Consider the following 16,083-nt stretch of genomic DNA (forward strand, 5'->3'; position numbering starts at 1 on the left):
AAAAGACTGCCTACACCGCGTGCTGCTTTTTGTAGAGGCCGGGGGTTATGCCTTCATATTGCTTGAACAGCTTTTGGAAATACGCCGTGTTGTTGAAACCGGCCCGAAAGCACACGTCGCTTACGGAAGTAAGCGGATTGCGCAGCAGCCGTTTGGCTTCGGTAAGGCGCTCCTGAATGATGTATTCGATAGGGGTGAGGCCTAGTTCCCGCTTGAACACCCGGAAAAATGTGGCTTTGCTCATGCACGCCAGGGCGCTCAGCTTTTCCACCGTAATCTGCTCGGTGAGATGCTGCTTGATGTATTGCACCACGTGCGCGAAGCGGTGGGAAGTAAGGTGCTGCGTGTAGTTGTTGAAAATAAGCTGGCGAGCTTGCGTCTGCATCAAGCGCACCAGCATTTCCTGAATGGTAAAGGTGGCCAGCACATCCTTGATGCGGCCGGTGTCGCGGGAGAGCTGCACAAGGCGCTCGAGCGTAGAGGTCAGCTCGGGCGTGTTCTGAAAATGGGCGAAGTCGTGGGTGTCGAGCTGCCAGGGCAAATGTTCTTCGGCTCGGGGATGCTGCTCGTTGAGCAAATCAACGGTCTGGCGGATGGTATCGGTGGGGATGGCCACGGCCAGGCACTGCGTCGGGTTTGCTTGGTCAGCTTCCGGGAAGTCGATGAGCATGGTTGCGTTTTGGTCCACGATAACCGATTCGCCGGGCAGGTACTCGAAGGCCGGGCGGCCAGCCAAGTGCATCACCTTCTTGCCCCGCAGCATGGTTGTCAGCACCAGGTTGCCCATGCTGAGCGGTATCTGGTGGGCGGTGCGGTGCGTCTCAAATACGTTCAGCTCGAAAGCGTCTAGGGCGTATACCGTCCGGTTTTCAACGAGCGTGGTAAGCTGGTCAGCCTGACGGAGGGCAATAGGAGCGGGTAGGTGAGGCATAAGCGAACAGGCAAAAGGGGTGGGGCAAGTTGTAATCTAGCAGCAAAAACTAGCAACAAGTACGATGATAGGAAACCATAGTAGACTACACAACACTAAGTAAGTTACTGCTAATAAAAAGAAGTTCAAGTGGGTGAGTGAGTGCTTACATTATGAGATGATAGGTTTCTTTTCTGAGAGAATACTACAACTGTTTCAGCGGAGGTAAACCTAGCTTGGGGTATCTAAATCTCACCTCAATTTAGCGCTGATGGAAACCTTAGAAAAACCCACCACCCTCGTTGCCCGGCCCCAATTCAAATCGCACTACGACAACTTCATTGGCGGCAAATGGGTAGCTCCAGTGAAAGGGCAGTACTTTGAAAACCCGTCGCCTATTGATGGCAAGGCGTTTTGCAAGGTAGCCCGTAGCACCAAAGAAGACATTGAGCTGGCTCTCGACGCGGCGCATGAGGCCTTCAAAACCTGGGGCAAAACCTCGGCCACCGAGCGAAGCAACATGCTCAATAAGATAGCCAATATCATCGAGGAAAACTTGCCGCACTTAGCCGCCGTGGAGTGCGTAGAAAACGGCAAGCCCATCCGTGAAACTACCCTCGCCGACCTGCCGCTGGTAGTCGACCACTTCCGCTACTTCGCCAGCGTAATACGGGCCGAGGAAGGCAACGTGACCGAATTGAATTCGGCCACTGTTTCAATGAACATCAACGAGCCGCTGGGCGTGGTGGGCCAGATTATCCCCTGGAACTTCCCGTTGCTGATGGCCACCTGGAAGCTGGCACCCGCGCTGGCCGCGGGCTGCTGCGTGGTGATGAAGCCCGCCGAGCAAACCCCTGCCTCTATCATGGTGCTCATGGAGCTGTTGCAAGACATTCTGCCCGCGGGCGTGGTCAACGTAGTAAACGGTTTCGGGCTGGAAGCCGGTAAGCCGCTGGCTTCGTCGCCGCGCATTCAGAAGGTCTCGTTCACGGGCGAAACCACTACGGGCCGCCTTATCATGCAGTACGCCTCCGAAAACATCATTCCCGTAACGATGGAGTTGGGCGGTAAGTCGCCGAACATCTTCTTCAAGAGCGTGATGGATGCCGACGACGACTTCCTCGACAAAGCCATTGAAGGGGCCGTGATGTTTGCCCTCAACCAAGGCGAAATCTGCACCTGCCCGTCGCGAATGCTGATCCAGGAGGACATTTACGACGAGTTTATTGCCCGCGTGATTGAGCGCGTGAAGGCCATCAAGCTGGGCAACCCGCTCGACATGGAAACCATGATGGGCGCCCAAGCCAGCAACGACCAGTTCGAGAAGATCCTGAGCTATCTGGAAATCGGCAAGGCCGAAGGAGCCGAAGTGCTGACCGGTGGCGACGCGTACCAGCAGGAAGACGGCGCGCTGGCCGAAGGCTACTATATCCAGCCCACGGTGTTCCGCGGCCACAACAAGATGCGCATCTTCCAGGAAGAAATTTTCGGCCCGGTAGTGTCCGTAACCACCTTCAAAACGGTAGAAGAAGCCCTCGAAATAGCCAACGACACCCTCTACGGCCTCGGTGCCGGCGTCTGGACCCGCGACGCGCACGAATTGTATGAAGTGCCCCGCGCCATTCAGGCCGGCCGTGTGTGGGTGAATTGCTACCACGATTATCCGGCCGGCGCTCCATTTGGCGGCTACAAATCATCGGGCTTTGGGCGTGAGAACCACAAGATGATGCTCAGCCACTACCGCCAGAACAAGAACATGCTGATTTCTTACAGCCAGCAGAAGCTCGGTTTCTTCTAAGCCAGTAAAACGCAGAAAGCCGTCATGCTGAGCTTGCCGAAGCATTTTGCTAGTGTGGATGTACTACGCTAGCAGGAGGCTTCGGCAAGCCCAACATGACGGCTTTCTGCGTTTTGTTGCTAGCTATTTTTCCCTTATTGAGACTTGCGCAACGCTCAACGACGAACACTCGTCCTTATCAACTCATGTACTTAACTAGCTGATGATCATGCCTGGTTCATGTAAAGTAATGCTTGTTGTTGGGATAGTGTGGTTTGCTGCTACTTCGGCCCATGCTCAGAAACTGCCCGTGCCTGGCCAAAAGAATCCAGATTGGTCGCTCCAAAAAACGGAGGAGATGAATCCTTCAAGATTAGAGGGAAACCAGACTGTTCCTGTTCCAATGCCAACTGTTCCTAGAGACGGCTACGGTGGTATGATGACGAAAGAGGGAGAATGGCAAATTCTCTACGATTCCAAGCATCAAGTTCGCTACAACATGAAGGCGTACAAACAGGGTTTTGTGCGCGTGCAGAATTTGCAATCCGGCACTGTATACACCTACGTCCGCAAAGGAGTAGTTGCCCCATACAATCAAAAGTAAACTCGTTGGTCATTGCTCTGGCCAGCGCTGACTGTTCTGCAAGTTCCCAATTCCCAATTAGTTCCACCCCTATGCTCCCCGAACCTACTCCCCGCGTGCTGGTCACCCCCGCCGCCGAAGCCACCATCGACCTATTGCGCGACGAGCACGGCCCTCTCATGTTTCACCAAAGCGGCGGTTGTTGCGACGGTTCTTCGCCCATGTGCTTCGCCGCCGGCGAGTTTCGGGTGGGCACCAACGACATTTGGCTCGGCCAGATTCATGGCTGCGATTTCTTCATGAGTGCCAACCAGTTCGAATACTGGAAACACACCCAACTAACCGTCGATGTTACAAAAGGCCGCGGCGCCAGCTTTTCCCTGGAAATTCCGCTCGGCATCCGGTTCCTGATTCGCTCCCGGCTATTTACGGAAGAGGAGGCCAGCAATTTAGCTACTATCTACGACGGCGAAGAATACCTGACCCGACCTACTGAAGCATCCTAGCTACTCGGAGCGGTATACTTTGCCTGCATCCTATGCTCTTAAAGTCTTTGAACCTGTCCTAAAAAGCTGTTTAATAAATGCAAAAGCCCCCGGCAACTAGTTGCCGGGGGCTTTTCAACGTATAGGACGTATGAGTAAGGAGCTATTGATGCAAGTGGAGAAGAGCGTAAACCTAACAGGCTTGGGTGTATTGCTGATAGCGCAGCATACTACCCCGCTTCTTCAAAGCTTCGAGTTATACATGCCTTGTCTTATACAGCTAGTGCTTCCAGACGGCGCCGAAATGCAAGCCATTGCTAGTGTCGAAGCCATATCCCGCCCCGTTGAGGAGCTCGGCGCTACGGCTGTGGAAGTACCGGCTTTGCTACTAGTGGAAGAAGGAATAGAAGCAGTGCCATCTGGGACGCTAGTTTACTTACTGCAACAGACCGAATAAGCTGCTACTTCACGCGTACCGGCAAGCCTTCGAGCTGCACGTAGCTAAGCTTCCAGGCGTTCTTGGCGTTTTTCTTCCAAAGCAGGATGTAGTTGCCTTCGCCCTCGCCGCGGGGCGAGTTGGGGCCTTCGGGCACTACTTCCGTAGAAAAGGTACCTGCTTCGTAGGCTATTTGAGTGTCGGCGCCGGAACTGGTGGCGTAGGTTTTCAGGTCGGTGATGGTGCCGAGCGTGGCACGTACCCACTTGTCGGATACTTCCGATTTGCCTTTGAAGTGTGTTTCGCCTTGTGAGTACTGAATGTCGTCGGCCAGTAAGGTGTCTAGCTGAGCGGTATTTCTGCTGTTCCAGGCGCCGATAAATTGTTGGTTGAGTGTCTGGACGTTTACCGCTTCTGCTGGCTTTTTATCAGTTGAGCAAGACGCGAGAGAAGCCGCTGCGAGCAGCCAGCCGAAATAGAGTTTCATGTGGTTGAGGGTTTGGTAGGGAAGGAGGATGAAAAAACCCAAGCCCAAAGGCTCGGGTTTTCGAGTGCAAGTGCAATAAGAAACTACCAGCTCTTTCTACGAACTTCCGAGCTAGGATAAGCCGACGTACGGTCGCCGTACGACGCGTTGGGCAAGTAAGACGAGCCCGAAGCAGCGGGAGCAAAGGCAGCCTGGTTGGCGCTAGAATTCAGCGTGTACATCACGCCAGCGCTAGTACCGGCAGCAAGGGCCGCAGCGCCAGCGGGAGTTGCCGAAGGCTTATTGGCAGCCAAAGCAGCGCCTTTCTCTAGGCCGGAATTGTAAGCAGCAACGCGCTGTGCTTCGGCCCGACGAGCGGCGGCTACTCGGTTGGCTTCGGCGCGGTTGGCAGCGGCCACGCGGGCCGCTTCGGCCTTGCGCTTGTTGTCGGCGTTTTTACCGATGGCGTACCCGAGGCCGGCACCAGCAGCGCCACCTACTACACCGCCCACTACGCGGTTGCGCTTGTTGATGATGGCGCCAGCAGCGGCGCCACCCAAGCCCCCAATAACAGCACCTTTAGCGTGCGAGCTTATGCGGTTTTGAGCTTGCGTATTGAAGCTGAAAACAGAAGCGAAAATCAGAACTAAGGCGAGAAGCAAACTGACCTTTTTCATGGCGAATTGATTTAGAATGGGTAAGAAACTTTCACTCACTTGAGAGGGAAGTTTACAAGCACCGTGCCATTACGCCGGACGAGCTTGTATTGTTGAGATAAACTATACGATTTCGAGATATAATAACTATAGCATGAATAGGTGGTAAAATTCGTAAACAACAGAGCCCCTGAGAGTTCGTCTCAGGGGCTCTGTCTGCAAGAAAAAAATATTGCTGCTAAGTCTACTTTACCAGCCAACCGTTGGCGTCAAACCAGTTTTGCAAGCGCTCCACCCATTTGTCGTTGGTGGTTTTGTTGTTCATCCCGAAGCCGTGGCCACCTTTGGGGTAGAGGTGCATCTCAACCGGTACGCCGTGGTGCAGGCATGCTTCATAAAAACGTAAGCTGTTCTGCACTTTAACCGTCTTGTCATCAGCGGCGTGCACGAGAAAGGTAGGAGGAGTTTGAGCGGTTACCTGCTGGTCGTTGGAATACAGTTTAATTTGGTCGGGCGTCGGAGTTTTGCCTATCAAATTGGTGCGAGAGCCACCATGCATCAGGCTGTCAGAGAAGCTGATAACAGGGTAGATCAGCATCAAAAAATCAGGTCGGACGGAGGTGTTGGTTGGGTCTTGGCCGACGGGCTTGGCGAAGTGCGTGCCCGCCGTAGAAGCTAAGTGCCCTCCCGCAGAAAAACCCATGATGCCAATGCGCGCCGGATTCACCCCAAATTCCGCCGCCCGCTGCCGTACCAGCCTGATGGATTGTTGCGCATCGAGTAGCGGAGCAATGCTTTTGTCGGGCTGGCTTTGGTCGTTGGGCAAACGATACTTGAGCACGAAGGCCGTAACGCCCATTTCGTTCAGGCGTTTGGCCACGTCGAATCCTTCGTGGTCAATTGCTAGTCGGGCGTAGCCACCCCCCGGACAAATAATAACGGCGGTGCCATTGGCTTTCTCCTTGGCCGGCTTGTAGACGGTTAGCGTAGGCTGGATGACGTTGGAAACCCGGATGCCACCGTTTGCCTCCGTCACCGTTGTTTCCTTCACGTCGCTCGGCTTGGAGTTGGGAATAGTAACGGAGTACACCGAAATAACCTGCTGCGCTAGTAACAGGTGCGAACAAGCGCCAAAGGCAAGGGTTAGCAGAAGCTTTTTCATAGAGTGAAACCAGGGTGCAGAGAGGAAGAGCTAGCCGTAAGAGGCGGCGGTGAAAATGTGAAATACCGTGCTTGCCTACGTAAGGTGGCAATTTTAGTGATCAGCTAACACAATACCTTCCTGTACTTGGTGGTGCACCAAGCTGCCAGCTGCTTTTTTCAGCGTGGAAGACCGACTCCACTCCTGCATCTGGGCTTGCACTTCATCCGGCACTGTCCGCCGGGTGCGGCCTTGCACATCAGCGTAAGCTTCGATGAGCTTGCGAGTGTTGCGAAGCGGCGTGGTGGGCAAGTACGGTAGCACAGTGTCCAGTATCTGACGCAGGGCATCATCGGTGGCGGAACTAACCGCACGGGCCTGCGCTAGCGTGTCGGTTAGGCGCTGTATGGGCACAAACTCGGCGGCGAGCAGTTTGCCTAGTGCCGCTCCCAGAACCGTAGGCACCAAGCGGCCCGTCGGCACCGCCGACAGCAACACTTCCAGCGCAAGCGCCCTGCATAGGGGCGCTTGGTGCGTGAGGCCAATGGCAAGCAGCGCGGAAGTAATTTCGTTGAAGCACGGGCCGGCACCGAGCAGCGAGTTCAACACTTGTTGCATAATGCCCCGCCCCTCCTGACCATCGGTGCGGCAGGCGGTGCGCAGTACGTGCCAGTACAGCGGATCGGGGTTGTTGGGCAGCATCGAAAGCAAAAACGGCAAATCAGGCTCTAGCGCCCAGATATTGTAGTGTTCTTTTTGCTTAAGCTGTGCGTGCAAAGAATACAAGAGCAAAGGCGAAGGGGGCATCTCGCCTTCGTGAAGAGTGGGCACACATAACTCCTGCCACAGTTGCGTCACCTTGGGTTGCTCCGTATTCCAAGTTTGCCAAAACGTGTGCGACTTCTGCTTGAACCCCCAACCTGGCTGCCAAGGTGCCGCCAGCCCCGGATAATCGGCCAGCGGGCGTAGCTCTTCCAGTGGCGCGTAGGGGTGGCGGGTGCGCGCGGCCACTGCCCACAGCCAAGGCAGTGCCTCAAGCAAGGGAATGGGCGCGCTGCTCGGCCGAAAAGGTATAAGCCTGCTGAGCCGTTCCGTGAAAACCTTCACTAACGATCTGTTGGTAGAGAAGGCTGGAAGGGGGGCAAGTTCCGAGGCCGGCGCCAGAAACCATTGCAGCAATTCGCGCAGCCCTGCGTGCTGGAGCTGCGGTAGCTGCTGCCGGGCCACGGCAGCATCGGCTTCTGCGCGGAAGGCAGTGCGAGCCAGCGCCAAGGTTAAGTCGGCGGAATCAGGCGTCTGGTCTGCTGCTTGGTAGCTGAGTAGCTTCTGCACCAGCACCGAAGGCGCTACCCAAAAGGGGGCGTGGCTAGGCGTACTAAGTTGAAGCAAGGGTTTAGCAACGGTCCGCAGCTGATTTTCCACTGCTGATAGCCGCTGCTGCTCCACCCGTAGCAGCGGATCGGGACTGTTGTATTGGTGGTCGGTAAGTGATACTTGCGGTATTGCTTGGCGCGCAAAGCCGGTCGCCCAGCTAATTAGCAGTGCTTGCGTTAGCTCGCGCTGTCCGTTGCCATTGGTGCGAAAGTCATAGCGGAGCAGGGTGGCAGTAGCTTCTTCCTCGGTTCTGTCTTTGAGAACCCAAGGCAGCGCCTGTTGCAAGTAAGGACGAAGTTGCTGCATGTAGTTGTCCGGAAACTGGTGCCGGAGTTGCAGGAGCCCATCCAGCCACCGTTCCCAGGCCGCAGGGTTGTCATATTGCAGCACTTGGGCAGTCAGAAACAGCAATTCATGCCAATCACGCACCGGTGCTATAGCTGTTGCAGCGGAAATGTCCGGGACGAAATAGGTTTGTGGCATATAGCTGGTGCCGGCACCATCGGTGCTAGTTCCCGAGGCATGGGTTGGCAAAAAGGGAACAAGTAAAGTGCGAGGTGCCGCGGCCAACAAATCAGCGTAGAGGCCAATGGTGTCGGTGATTTCAACTGCTTCGGTGGTAGTTAGCAGAGGCTTTTTGGCTCCTAGAATCTTGGTCAGCAACTTAGCGGCCCGCTCTTGCACGGCAGCATCGGCATTGGCCAGAGCAGAAGCAGCTAGTTGCCCAAGGTTGGGAGCAAGGGTTGGCTCGTGTTTTAACTGTTTTTCAAAAGTGCTAAGGAGCGTGCGGAGGCCAGTTTTCAGATCTTGGCGCAACATGAGTCCCTCGGCGTAGAGCAAGAGCGGCGCCGGCTCGAAGTCAGATTCTGTCCAAAGGTCCTTGAGTTGGTCGAGGGCGAAGTTGACCACTTGCGGCAGCGGATGCGCCAGTAACTCCACTAGCTCGCTTTGCCGCGACAGCCGTTCAGCTTTTGTCGGTTTCAAGGTCACAAACAAGTTCTTGAACCAGGTCAGGAGTGGGCGCCGGAAGTCGCGGCGTAGTGCCAGCAGGCTGCGCGTGAGCAAGTCGGCGCGGTCGAGGTGGTTGGAAGCAACTAACTTCAGCAAAAGATCTAGCCAATGCACCACTTGCGGTGGGTACGCTTTATTCCAGGTTTGCCAGTTCATCGGCGCTGCCAGTTTCCACTTTCCAATGGTCATTCTCGGCTGCACATGGGCATATACCCCATCAATAGTGGTGTCGAAGTCGAAGATCAACGGCAAGTCCCGGTCGGCTAACATGGTATCGGCTTGTAGCTTTTGCGCTATAACCTCCAAGGCATCTGCCGGAACCGGGTTCATATCGCTCAGCTCGGTGGCTAGCACATGCAGCAAACCTGGCAAAGCAGTAGCAAACAGCCGGGGATTGTAAGCAAGCAGTTGCCGATTCTCCAATTCGCGCAGAAACGCGTAGTCTGGTCGGCTCCAGGGGTTACGCTCCGACGCTTGCACTAAAAAGTCGCCTAACCAATCGGGCCGCGCGTGCTCAAGCACCGTCCAGAAGAACGGCATGTGCTTGCTGCTTAGCTGGCTTATCTGAAAACTTGGGCTGAAGGCTTCCTTGCGAGAATACGTTTTCAAGCCCGTTAGCTGCAGCATCATTTGTTGTTCAGGCGTGCCAACGGTGCCCCAGCTGCCCGATGTGAGCTGTTGAAATTGGTCTAACTCTCTTTTCAAGCTTTTAGCTTTTTTTCGGACGGCTACTATCTCGGTTTTAGGTAGCTCCAGTAAAAAATTAACTAGCTCAGCAGCGCTTTTGTGACGGATAATGTGCTCGAATGTGTCGACGGCGGTATTAGCCATGGAATTGACGGTTGAATAACGAGGAATAGAGAAATCAGTAGGCGAAGCGCCCAGCTACTAGCGCGCAAAGCGCATTTGCGCTGCCAAGATGTGCTTGCAAGGGCCACGCTGGCCTTGCTGACCGCTGAACCACGAGCAGGTGCAGCGCGTATTCTCGCTGCCGCCTACTACCACCGTGTGCCACACGCCCGTGCCGCGCACCAGTACTTCGGTGCGGCCACCCGCACCTATGCCCACGAGCTGCACATCATCAGTAGCTTCGAGCAGGGCCCGGGCGTTTTTCAGGCGCGGATTTAGGCTCACAATGCGGCCCATCTTGAAAGGCAGGCGGCGGTAGAAGTGTTGGTTGTCGGCGAGGTCGAAGCCAAGCAGGCCCATGGCTGAGAGGCTGGCGCAGAGCCGATCCACGGTGTTAGGAGCCAAGTCGTTTTCAAGAGCAAACACACTTGGGTTAAACACTTCGTTTCCCCGAAACAGGCGGTTGGCACCCACCACCCATTCCGCGGGTAGTTCCTCCATCAACGTGTCGAGCTGGTTGCCTTCGCCGGAAAATCCGCGCCATACATCCGCCGACAACGCCAGCAAAAACCGCTGCCCACCACCTAGCTCCAGCACAAAGGCTGAGGACTGCTCGTCGGGTGTGGCGAACACACGCACTGCCTCACAAAGTGGCAGCAACCCTTCGAGCAGCCGCAACCGATGCCCACCGCCTATGCGCACGGCACCTGCACTAGGTACGGGCGAGAAGCTCGGGCGAGGACCGCGCAGCACCAAGAAATAGTCGGTTTTGGCGGCGCCAGCGGGCAGGCTTTGCATCAGCTGCATGGCTTGCACGCGGGTGAGGCGCAGCTTTTCTTCCATAAGGGCCAAGTAAGCTTGCACACTCGTTAGGCCCTTGATCCAGCGTTCCGGCAGGGCCACTTTGCGTTCCACCACCTTGCCAGCAGCCCGCTCCAACGTTACCTCCTTTTCGCCCACCGACAACAGTACGGGCTCGGTGCGCGCAATGCGGGCTAGGGCATTAACCATCGGCTCGTTGAAATCGACGTTGGTGGTGCCACTGCTCAGAAACTCGCCATCTAGCGCCTCCGAGTTTAGGTCGAGGCGGGCATAGACACCGTTGCACGACGAAAATGACTCGAAGCGTAGCTGCCCCGCGCCGGCCGTCACGATAGGGTCGCGGAGGGCTGCGCTTTGCGGCACGAACCGAGAAGCTACCACTTTGGCCAGGGTGCTTAGGCTCCGGGCAGCCAACCAAGAGTCCCGCAAACGGCCCCAAAAAAAGCAGGACGTACCGGTGGAGGCTTGCTCTTCGGCGAAGGCCGAAAGAAGCAGGGCGTTGCCCTCAGGGCGAGCTTCTAGCGCGGAAGGCCGCGCATACGCGTAGGCGAAATCAGACATAACTATATAGCTTAGGTTTCGGGCCCTAAGTAAGGGCAATATTATTAGTAATACTAATTTATTTAGTAGAAAATATTGGCTCTAATAAAGCCCTTGTGCTAATAATGTTAGTTGTATGCATTAGGCTGATTGCTTGCCTTGTTTCTATTGCAACTACTTACAAAAGCCAGTTTTCTTATTGAAATGCTCAGACTTGCCATTCAAGCGATGATAAGTAGAATAGATAGGCTGCAACTCCCACGGCGTAGTGCGTTCAGCTAAAGTTGAAAGCACAGTATCATTAGGGTTACATAAACTGTAGCCTGTTAGGCTAAAGAAATTAGGAGAAGTAATGGAGGCTTTGCTGCATGAGTAGGCTAACTCTTGTAGTACCTAAGTGCGCTTCACCAGTGTGCAAAGGCAGGAGTGTGTTAGTTCGAGCCAGGGGCAAAAAAAGAACGTCAGACCCGGATAAGGTCTGACGTTCTTTTAAAGGCGCAGAGAGAATAGAATAGCTACGCTGGAGTTGGGTATTGCCCTTCGCCGGCTGGCTTATCAGGTGCCGGACCACCGTGCTCCTCATCAGGCTTGTAATTAGCTTCCAACTCAGCCAATTTCTCTTTGCCGTAGGCGAAGCGCGTAATGATAACATACAGCACCGGCACGATGAAAATAGCCAGCAGGGTAGCCGAGAGCATACCGCCAAGCACAGTCCAACCGATAGTCTGGCGGCTTTGGGCACCAGCTCCGGATGCAAACACCAGCGGCAGTACCCCCAAGATGAAGGCCAGCGAGGTCATGACGATAGGGCGTAAACGCAGCCGCACCGCTTCCAGGGTAGCGTCTACCAGCGGCATGCCCTTATCCACCCGTTCCTTGGCAAATTCGATAATCAGAATGGCGTTCTTGGCCGACAAACCAATCAGCGTAATCAAACCGATTTGCGCGTACACGTTGTTGGTCAGCCGCGGAATAAGTGTAAGCGCCAGGATAGCACCAAACGCTCCTACCGGCACGGCTAGCAGTACCGAAAATGGCACCGACCAACTTTCGTAGAGTGCTGCCAGGAACAAGAATACGAAGGCAATGGACAAGGCGAAGATGTACACCGTCTGCCCACCGGCCAACAGTTCCTCGCGGCTCAATCCTGAAAATTCGAAGCCATACCCTTGGGGCAGCGCCTGGGCGGCCGTTTCCTGCAAGGCCTTAATGGCGTCGCCGGAGCTATAACCGGGGGCGGGGTTACCGTTGATTTCGGCCGAGCGAAACAGGTTGTAGTGCGAGATAAGCGGCGCGCTTTCCGACCGTTTGTAGGATGTAAGCGTGCTTAGCGGCACCATGCCCCCTCTGTTGTTGCGCACGTAGTACTGCCCGAGGTTGCTGATGTCGCCGCGGTACATGGAGTCGGCCTGCGTCACGACGCGGAAGTTGCGGCCGTATACTGTAAAGTCGTTGACGTAGGCGCTACCGAGGTAGGTACGCAGGGCCGTGCCCACATCGGAAATCGAAACGCCCAGTTTCTTGGTTTTCTCCCGGTCGATGGTGAGCTGATAGCCGGGCGTGTTGGCGGTGAAGAACGAGAACGGACCGGCAATTTCGGGCCGCTTACGCAAGGCGCCGAGGAAGTTCTGCAAGGTGGCATCGAAGTTCTTGATGTCGCCGCCCGCTTCGCGCTCCTGAAGCACAAACGAGAAACCACCGGTGTTGCCGAGACCCGGAATAGCGGGCGGCGAAATCACCACGATGTTGGCTTCCTTGAGGCGGCTCAGGCGTTTTTGCACGGTGGCAATCAGCCCCTGCAATTGCAGTTCCTTGTCTTTGCGCTCTTCCCATGGCTCCAACTGGCAAAACACGGTGCCGCTGTTCGATTTCGAGGAGAAGTTTACGGCGTTCAAACCACCCAAGCCCGCATAGTGACGGATGCCTTTCACTTGGCTAAGCTCCTTCATAATCTCGTTCAGGGTGCTTACCGTCCGGCCCGTTGAGGAAGCTTCCGGCAAGTTGAACGTCACAATAATCCGGCCTTCGTCCTCGGTTGGAATAAAGCCGCCCGGCTTCTTGACAAACATGAATACAGTGGCCGCTACAATGAGCACCAGAATAATCACCACCGAGCGGGAGTGCTTGATGCCCCGGTGTACTCCATTGCCATATTTGCCCGTCACCTTGTCGAACCAGGTGTTGAACTTGAAGAACAGCTTGTCGATACCGCCCGATTTTTCGTTACGCTTGTGGGGCTTAAGCAGCAGCACGCACAAAGCCGGTGTGAGCGACAAGGCCACAAAGGCCGAAATCAGTACCGAAATAGCAATGGTAATGGCGAACTGCTGGTACAGGCGGCCCGTGATACCGGGGATGAAACCTACCGGCACAAATACCGCCGCCAAGATCAAGGCAATGGCAATAACTGGCGCCGAAATTTCGCGCATGGCCTCCAACGTAGCGTCCATTGCACTCAGGCCCCGCTCGTTCATGTTGTGTTCCACCGCTTCCACCACCACAATGGCGTCGTCGACCACAATACCAATGGCCAGCACAAAGCCGAACATCGTGAGCGTATTGATGGTGAAGCCCAGCGGGATAAAGAAGATGAATGTGCCCACGATGGACACCGGAATTGCCAGTACCGGAATAAGCGTTGAGCGCCAGCTTTGCAGGAAGATGAACACCACCACCACAACCAGCAGCAGGGCTTCTACCAGCGTGTGCAGCACTTCCTCGATGGATACCTGCACCACCGAAGCGGCCTCGAAGGGCACCACATAGTCAAGGTCGGCGGGGAATTGCTTTTTCAGGTCCGCCATGGTGGCATTCACGTTCTCGAACGTTTCGAGGGCGTTGGCACCGGGGGCCTGGTATACCAGCAGGTAGGCCGCGCGCTTACCGTCCACAAACGAGTTGTTGCCGTAGTTGAACTTGCCAAGTTCCAGGCGGGCCACATCTTTCAGATACACCACCGAGTTGTCCTCGGGCTGCGTTTTCACCACGATGTTGCCGAATTCCTCGGTGGTGGTCAAGCGGCCTTTCACAAACACAATGTATTCGAAGGTCTGGCCGGTTTGCTGGGGCGGGGCACCAATGGAACCAGCAGCAATCTGCGCGTTCTGCTCCTGAATGGCGGCTGTTACTTCTTGGGCCGTAACGCCGAGCTGCGAGAGTTTATCGGGGTTCAGCCACACGCGCATCGAGAAGTCGTCGGCGCGCGACACAATATCCCCCACGCCTTTGGTACGCAGCAGAGCGTCCTTCACGAACACGTTAGCGTAGTTGTCGAGGAAGGTGGTATTGTGAGTGCCTTTGGGGGCGTACATGGCCACCAGCATCAGAATACTGGGGTTACGCTTGCGCACTACTAGGCCCAAGCGCTGTACTTCCTGCGGCAGCGTGGGCTGGGCAATGCCTACGCGGTTCTGCACGTCGAGGGCGGCAATGTTGATGTCGGTGCCCACCTCGAAGTTGACGGTCATGCTCATCTGACCGTTGCTGGTGCTGTTGCTTTGCAAGTAGGTCATGCCGGGTGTGCCGTTGACTTGCACTTCCACGGGCGTAGCTACGGTTTGCTCTACGGTCTGGGCATCGGCACCGGTATAGGTACCGCTTACCGAAACGGTAGGGGGCGTGATTTCTGGATATTGCCCAATAGGCAAATTCAGAATAGCCAGCGCCCCTACCAGCACGATTACCAGCGAACTGACAATGGCCGTGACGGGGCGCCTAATAAAGGTTTCTGCAATCATGAGGAGTATCTCTGTTGGCGCACTGCCAAAGTGTACTTACTGCGTATTTGAAAAATTTACACTGCCATGCTAGACCAGTGGGTGCTGGAGCAAGCATGGCGTTCTTCGCTATTTGGCACCACCGCCGGCGGCTGGTGCACCGGTACCAGCTTGGCCCTGGGTTCCTGCTTGCGGAGGCGTACCCACCTGAATCTGGCCACCGTCGCGCAGACGCTGCAAGCCCTCGGTCACTACTTTGTCGCCTTCCTTAATGCCTTCCATCACCACTATCTGGTCGCGTAGGCGTGGGCCGAGCTGCACCTTGCGCTGATAAGCCTTGCTGCTGTCGCCGGCTATGAACACGAAATTCTCACCCATCTGCTCGACAATGGCTTTATAGGGAATAACAATGCGGCGGCCCGACTGGCGGTTGAGCACGCGCAACACGGTGCTCATGCCGTCTTTGAGCTGGCGCTTGGGGTTCGTGAACTGCACCCGAATCTGCACAGTACCCGTTTCCTGGTTTACCCCCCGGTCGATGGCCAAGATTTTGCCGGGCTGCTGATAAGCCGTACCATCGGGCAGGATCAGGCGAAACGTGGAATCGTTGCGGCCCGAAGCCTGGCGCTGTAATTCGGCGAAACGGCTCAGATCCGCTTCGGTCACCACAAAGTCTACCCCCATAGGGTCTTCGGCACTCATGGTGTTGAGCAAGGTAGTACCCGGACTAACCTGAGAACCCAAGCGCACCTGCGAAATACCAATGCGGCCCGTGAAAGGAGCTTTTACCAGCGAATAGTCGAGGTCGGTGCGGGCCAGGGCCACGCCGGCTTGCGCTTCGGCCACTTGGCTTTGAGCGGTAGCATATGCTGTTTGGGCGTTGTCCACAATCTGGCGGGCAATAGCGTCTTGCTTAGCCAGTCGCTCGTAGCGCTCCAGGTTCACTTGAGCATTCTGCACGGTGGCTTGCGTGCTGCGCAAAGCGGCCTGCGCCTGCTGGTAAGCCGCTTGATAGCGGCGACGGTCGATTTCGTAGAGGGTTTTGCCCTTCGGCACTACTTCACCCTCTTTAAAGGAAATGTTGGTAATGAAGCCGGCCACTTGGCTGCGCAGCTCCACATTGTTGATGGCCACGACGGTGGCCGGGTACTCGTCGTAATACACGGCGTCGGTGGTGCGGGCGTCAACCAACGTTACGGGGGTGGCAGGCGGCGGGCCAGCGGGCTTATCGGCTTCTTTGTTGCCGCAGCTTGTCCACACAAACAGGCCTGTGGCGTAAGACAGGGCAAGGATGGTCTTCTTCATATAAAAACTAGG

Annotated in this window: 12 protein-coding genes; 4 read left to right on the top strand and 8 right to left on the bottom strand. The window is 55.6% G+C overall.

Going from position 1 to position 16,083, the window contains the following annotated elements; translation table 11 throughout:
- Positions 1-10: 10 nt before the first annotated feature.
- The gene (locus P1X16_RS01470; RefSeq protein ID WP_277225730.1) at positions 11-931 is read right to left on the bottom strand and encodes an AraC family transcriptional regulator; all 921 of its coding nucleotides are present in this window, start codon (positions 929-931) and stop codon (positions 11-13) included.
- 250 nt (positions 932-1,181) lie between these two features.
- Between P1X16_RS01470 and P1X16_RS01475 the strand changes: the two genes are divergently transcribed.
- The 4 genes from P1X16_RS01475 (at position 1,182) to P1X16_RS01490 (ending at position 4,212) form a co-directional block, all read left to right on the top strand.
- A complete protein-coding gene (locus P1X16_RS01475; protein WP_277225732.1) occupies positions 1,182-2,708 on the top strand; it encodes an aldehyde dehydrogenase family protein in 1,527 nt (508 codons plus the stop codon).
- A gap of 208 nt (positions 2,709-2,916) precedes the next feature.
- On the top strand, positions 2,917-3,291 hold the full coding sequence (locus P1X16_RS01480) for a hypothetical protein (protein WP_277225733.1): 375 nt from the start codon (positions 2,917-2,919) through the stop codon (positions 3,289-3,291).
- A 71-nt stretch (positions 3,292-3,362) separates the two neighbouring features.
- Positions 3,363-3,776 (top strand): DUF779 domain-containing protein, encoded by a 414-nt coding sequence (locus tag P1X16_RS01485; RefSeq protein WP_277225735.1) that lies wholly within the window; start codon positions 3,363-3,365, stop codon positions 3,774-3,776.
- A 241-nt stretch (positions 3,777-4,017) separates the two neighbouring features.
- The gene (locus tag P1X16_RS01490; RefSeq protein ID WP_277225736.1) at positions 4,018-4,212 is read left to right on the top strand and encodes a hypothetical protein; all 195 of its coding nucleotides are present in this window, start codon (positions 4,018-4,020) and stop codon (positions 4,210-4,212) included.
- 4 nt (positions 4,213-4,216) lie between these two features.
- On the opposite strand, the gene P1X16_RS01495 is transcribed toward P1X16_RS01490, so the two are convergent.
- The 7 genes from P1X16_RS01495 to P1X16_RS01525 form a co-directional block, all read right to left on the bottom strand.
- On the bottom strand, positions 4,217-4,678 hold the full coding sequence (locus P1X16_RS01495; RefSeq protein ID WP_277225737.1) for a DUF4440 domain-containing protein: 462 nt from the start codon (positions 4,676-4,678) through the stop codon (positions 4,217-4,219).
- Between the two features lie 83 nt (positions 4,679-4,761).
- On the bottom strand, positions 4,762-5,334 hold the full coding sequence (locus P1X16_RS01500) for a glycine zipper domain-containing protein (RefSeq protein WP_277225738.1): 573 nt from the start codon (positions 5,332-5,334) through the stop codon (positions 4,762-4,764).
- Positions 5,335-5,557: 223 nt separating this feature from the next.
- Positions 5,558-6,475, bottom strand: a complete 918-nt coding sequence (locus tag P1X16_RS01505) for an alpha/beta hydrolase (RefSeq protein WP_277225739.1) — start codon at positions 6,473-6,475, stop codon at positions 5,558-5,560.
- Between the two features lie 93 nt (positions 6,476-6,568).
- Positions 6,569-9,670 (bottom strand): DUF6493 family protein, encoded by a 3,102-nt coding sequence (locus P1X16_RS01510; RefSeq protein ID WP_277225740.1) that lies wholly within the window; start codon positions 9,668-9,670, stop codon positions 6,569-6,571.
- A 57-nt stretch (positions 9,671-9,727) separates the two neighbouring features.
- Entirely contained in the window at positions 9,728-11,071 is a 1,344-nt protein-coding gene (locus P1X16_RS01515; RefSeq protein ID WP_277225742.1) for an SWIM zinc finger family protein, read from the bottom strand.
- A gap of 494 nt (positions 11,072-11,565) precedes the next feature.
- Complete coding sequence (locus P1X16_RS01520) at positions 11,566-14,787, bottom strand: multidrug efflux RND transporter permease subunit (RefSeq protein ID WP_277225743.1); 3,222 nt, start codon at positions 14,785-14,787, stop codon at positions 11,566-11,568.
- A 108-nt stretch (positions 14,788-14,895) separates the two neighbouring features.
- Entirely contained in the window at positions 14,896-16,071 is a 1,176-nt protein-coding gene (locus P1X16_RS01525) for an efflux RND transporter periplasmic adaptor subunit (RefSeq protein ID WP_277225744.1), read from the bottom strand.
- Positions 16,072-16,083: the final 12 nt, after the last annotated feature.

Origin of the sequence: Hymenobacter sp. YC55 (assembly GCF_029433095.1) — a bacterium.
Taxonomy (GTDB): Bacteria; Bacteroidota; Bacteroidia; order Cytophagales; family Hymenobacteraceae; genus Hymenobacter.

Bases quoted from the DNA above. Each gene is read 5' to 3' on its own strand.
- P1X16_RS01470 (WP_277225730.1), bottom strand. From the start codon at position 931: ATGCCTCACCTACCCGCTCCTATTGCCCTCCGTCAGGCTGACCAGCTT.
- P1X16_RS01475 (WP_277225732.1), top strand. From the start codon at position 1,182: ATGGAAACCTTAGAAAAACCCACCACCCTCGTTGCCCGGCCCCAATTC.
- P1X16_RS01480 (WP_277225733.1), top strand. From the start codon at position 2,917: ATGCCTGGTTCATGTAAAGTAATGCTTGTTGTTGGGATAGTGTGGTTT.
- P1X16_RS01485 (WP_277225735.1), top strand. From the start codon at position 3,363: ATGCTCCCCGAACCTACTCCCCGCGTGCTGGTCACCCCCGCCGCCGAA.
- P1X16_RS01490 (WP_277225736.1), top strand. From the start codon at position 4,018: ATGCCTTGTCTTATACAGCTAGTGCTTCCAGACGGCGCCGAAATGCAA.
- P1X16_RS01495 (WP_277225737.1), bottom strand. From the start codon at position 4,678: ATGAAACTCTATTTCGGCTGGCTGCTCGCAGCGGCTTCTCTCGCGTCT.
- P1X16_RS01500 (WP_277225738.1), bottom strand. From the start codon at position 5,334: ATGAAAAAGGTCAGTTTGCTTCTCGCCTTAGTTCTGATTTTCGCTTCT.
- P1X16_RS01505 (WP_277225739.1), bottom strand. From the start codon at position 6,475: ATGAAAAAGCTTCTGCTAACCCTTGCCTTTGGCGCTTGTTCGCACCTG.
- P1X16_RS01510 (WP_277225740.1), bottom strand. From the start codon at position 9,670: ATGGCTAATACCGCCGTCGACACATTCGAGCACATTATCCGTCACAAA.
- P1X16_RS01515 (WP_277225742.1), bottom strand. From the start codon at position 11,071: ATGTCTGATTTCGCCTACGCGTATGCGCGGCCTTCCGCGCTAGAAGCT.
- P1X16_RS01520 (WP_277225743.1), bottom strand. From the start codon at position 14,787: ATGATTGCAGAAACCTTTATTAGGCGCCCCGTCACGGCCATTGTCAGT.
- P1X16_RS01525 (WP_277225744.1), bottom strand. From the start codon at position 16,071: ATGAAGAAGACCATCCTTGCCCTGTCTTACGCCACAGGCCTGTTTGTG.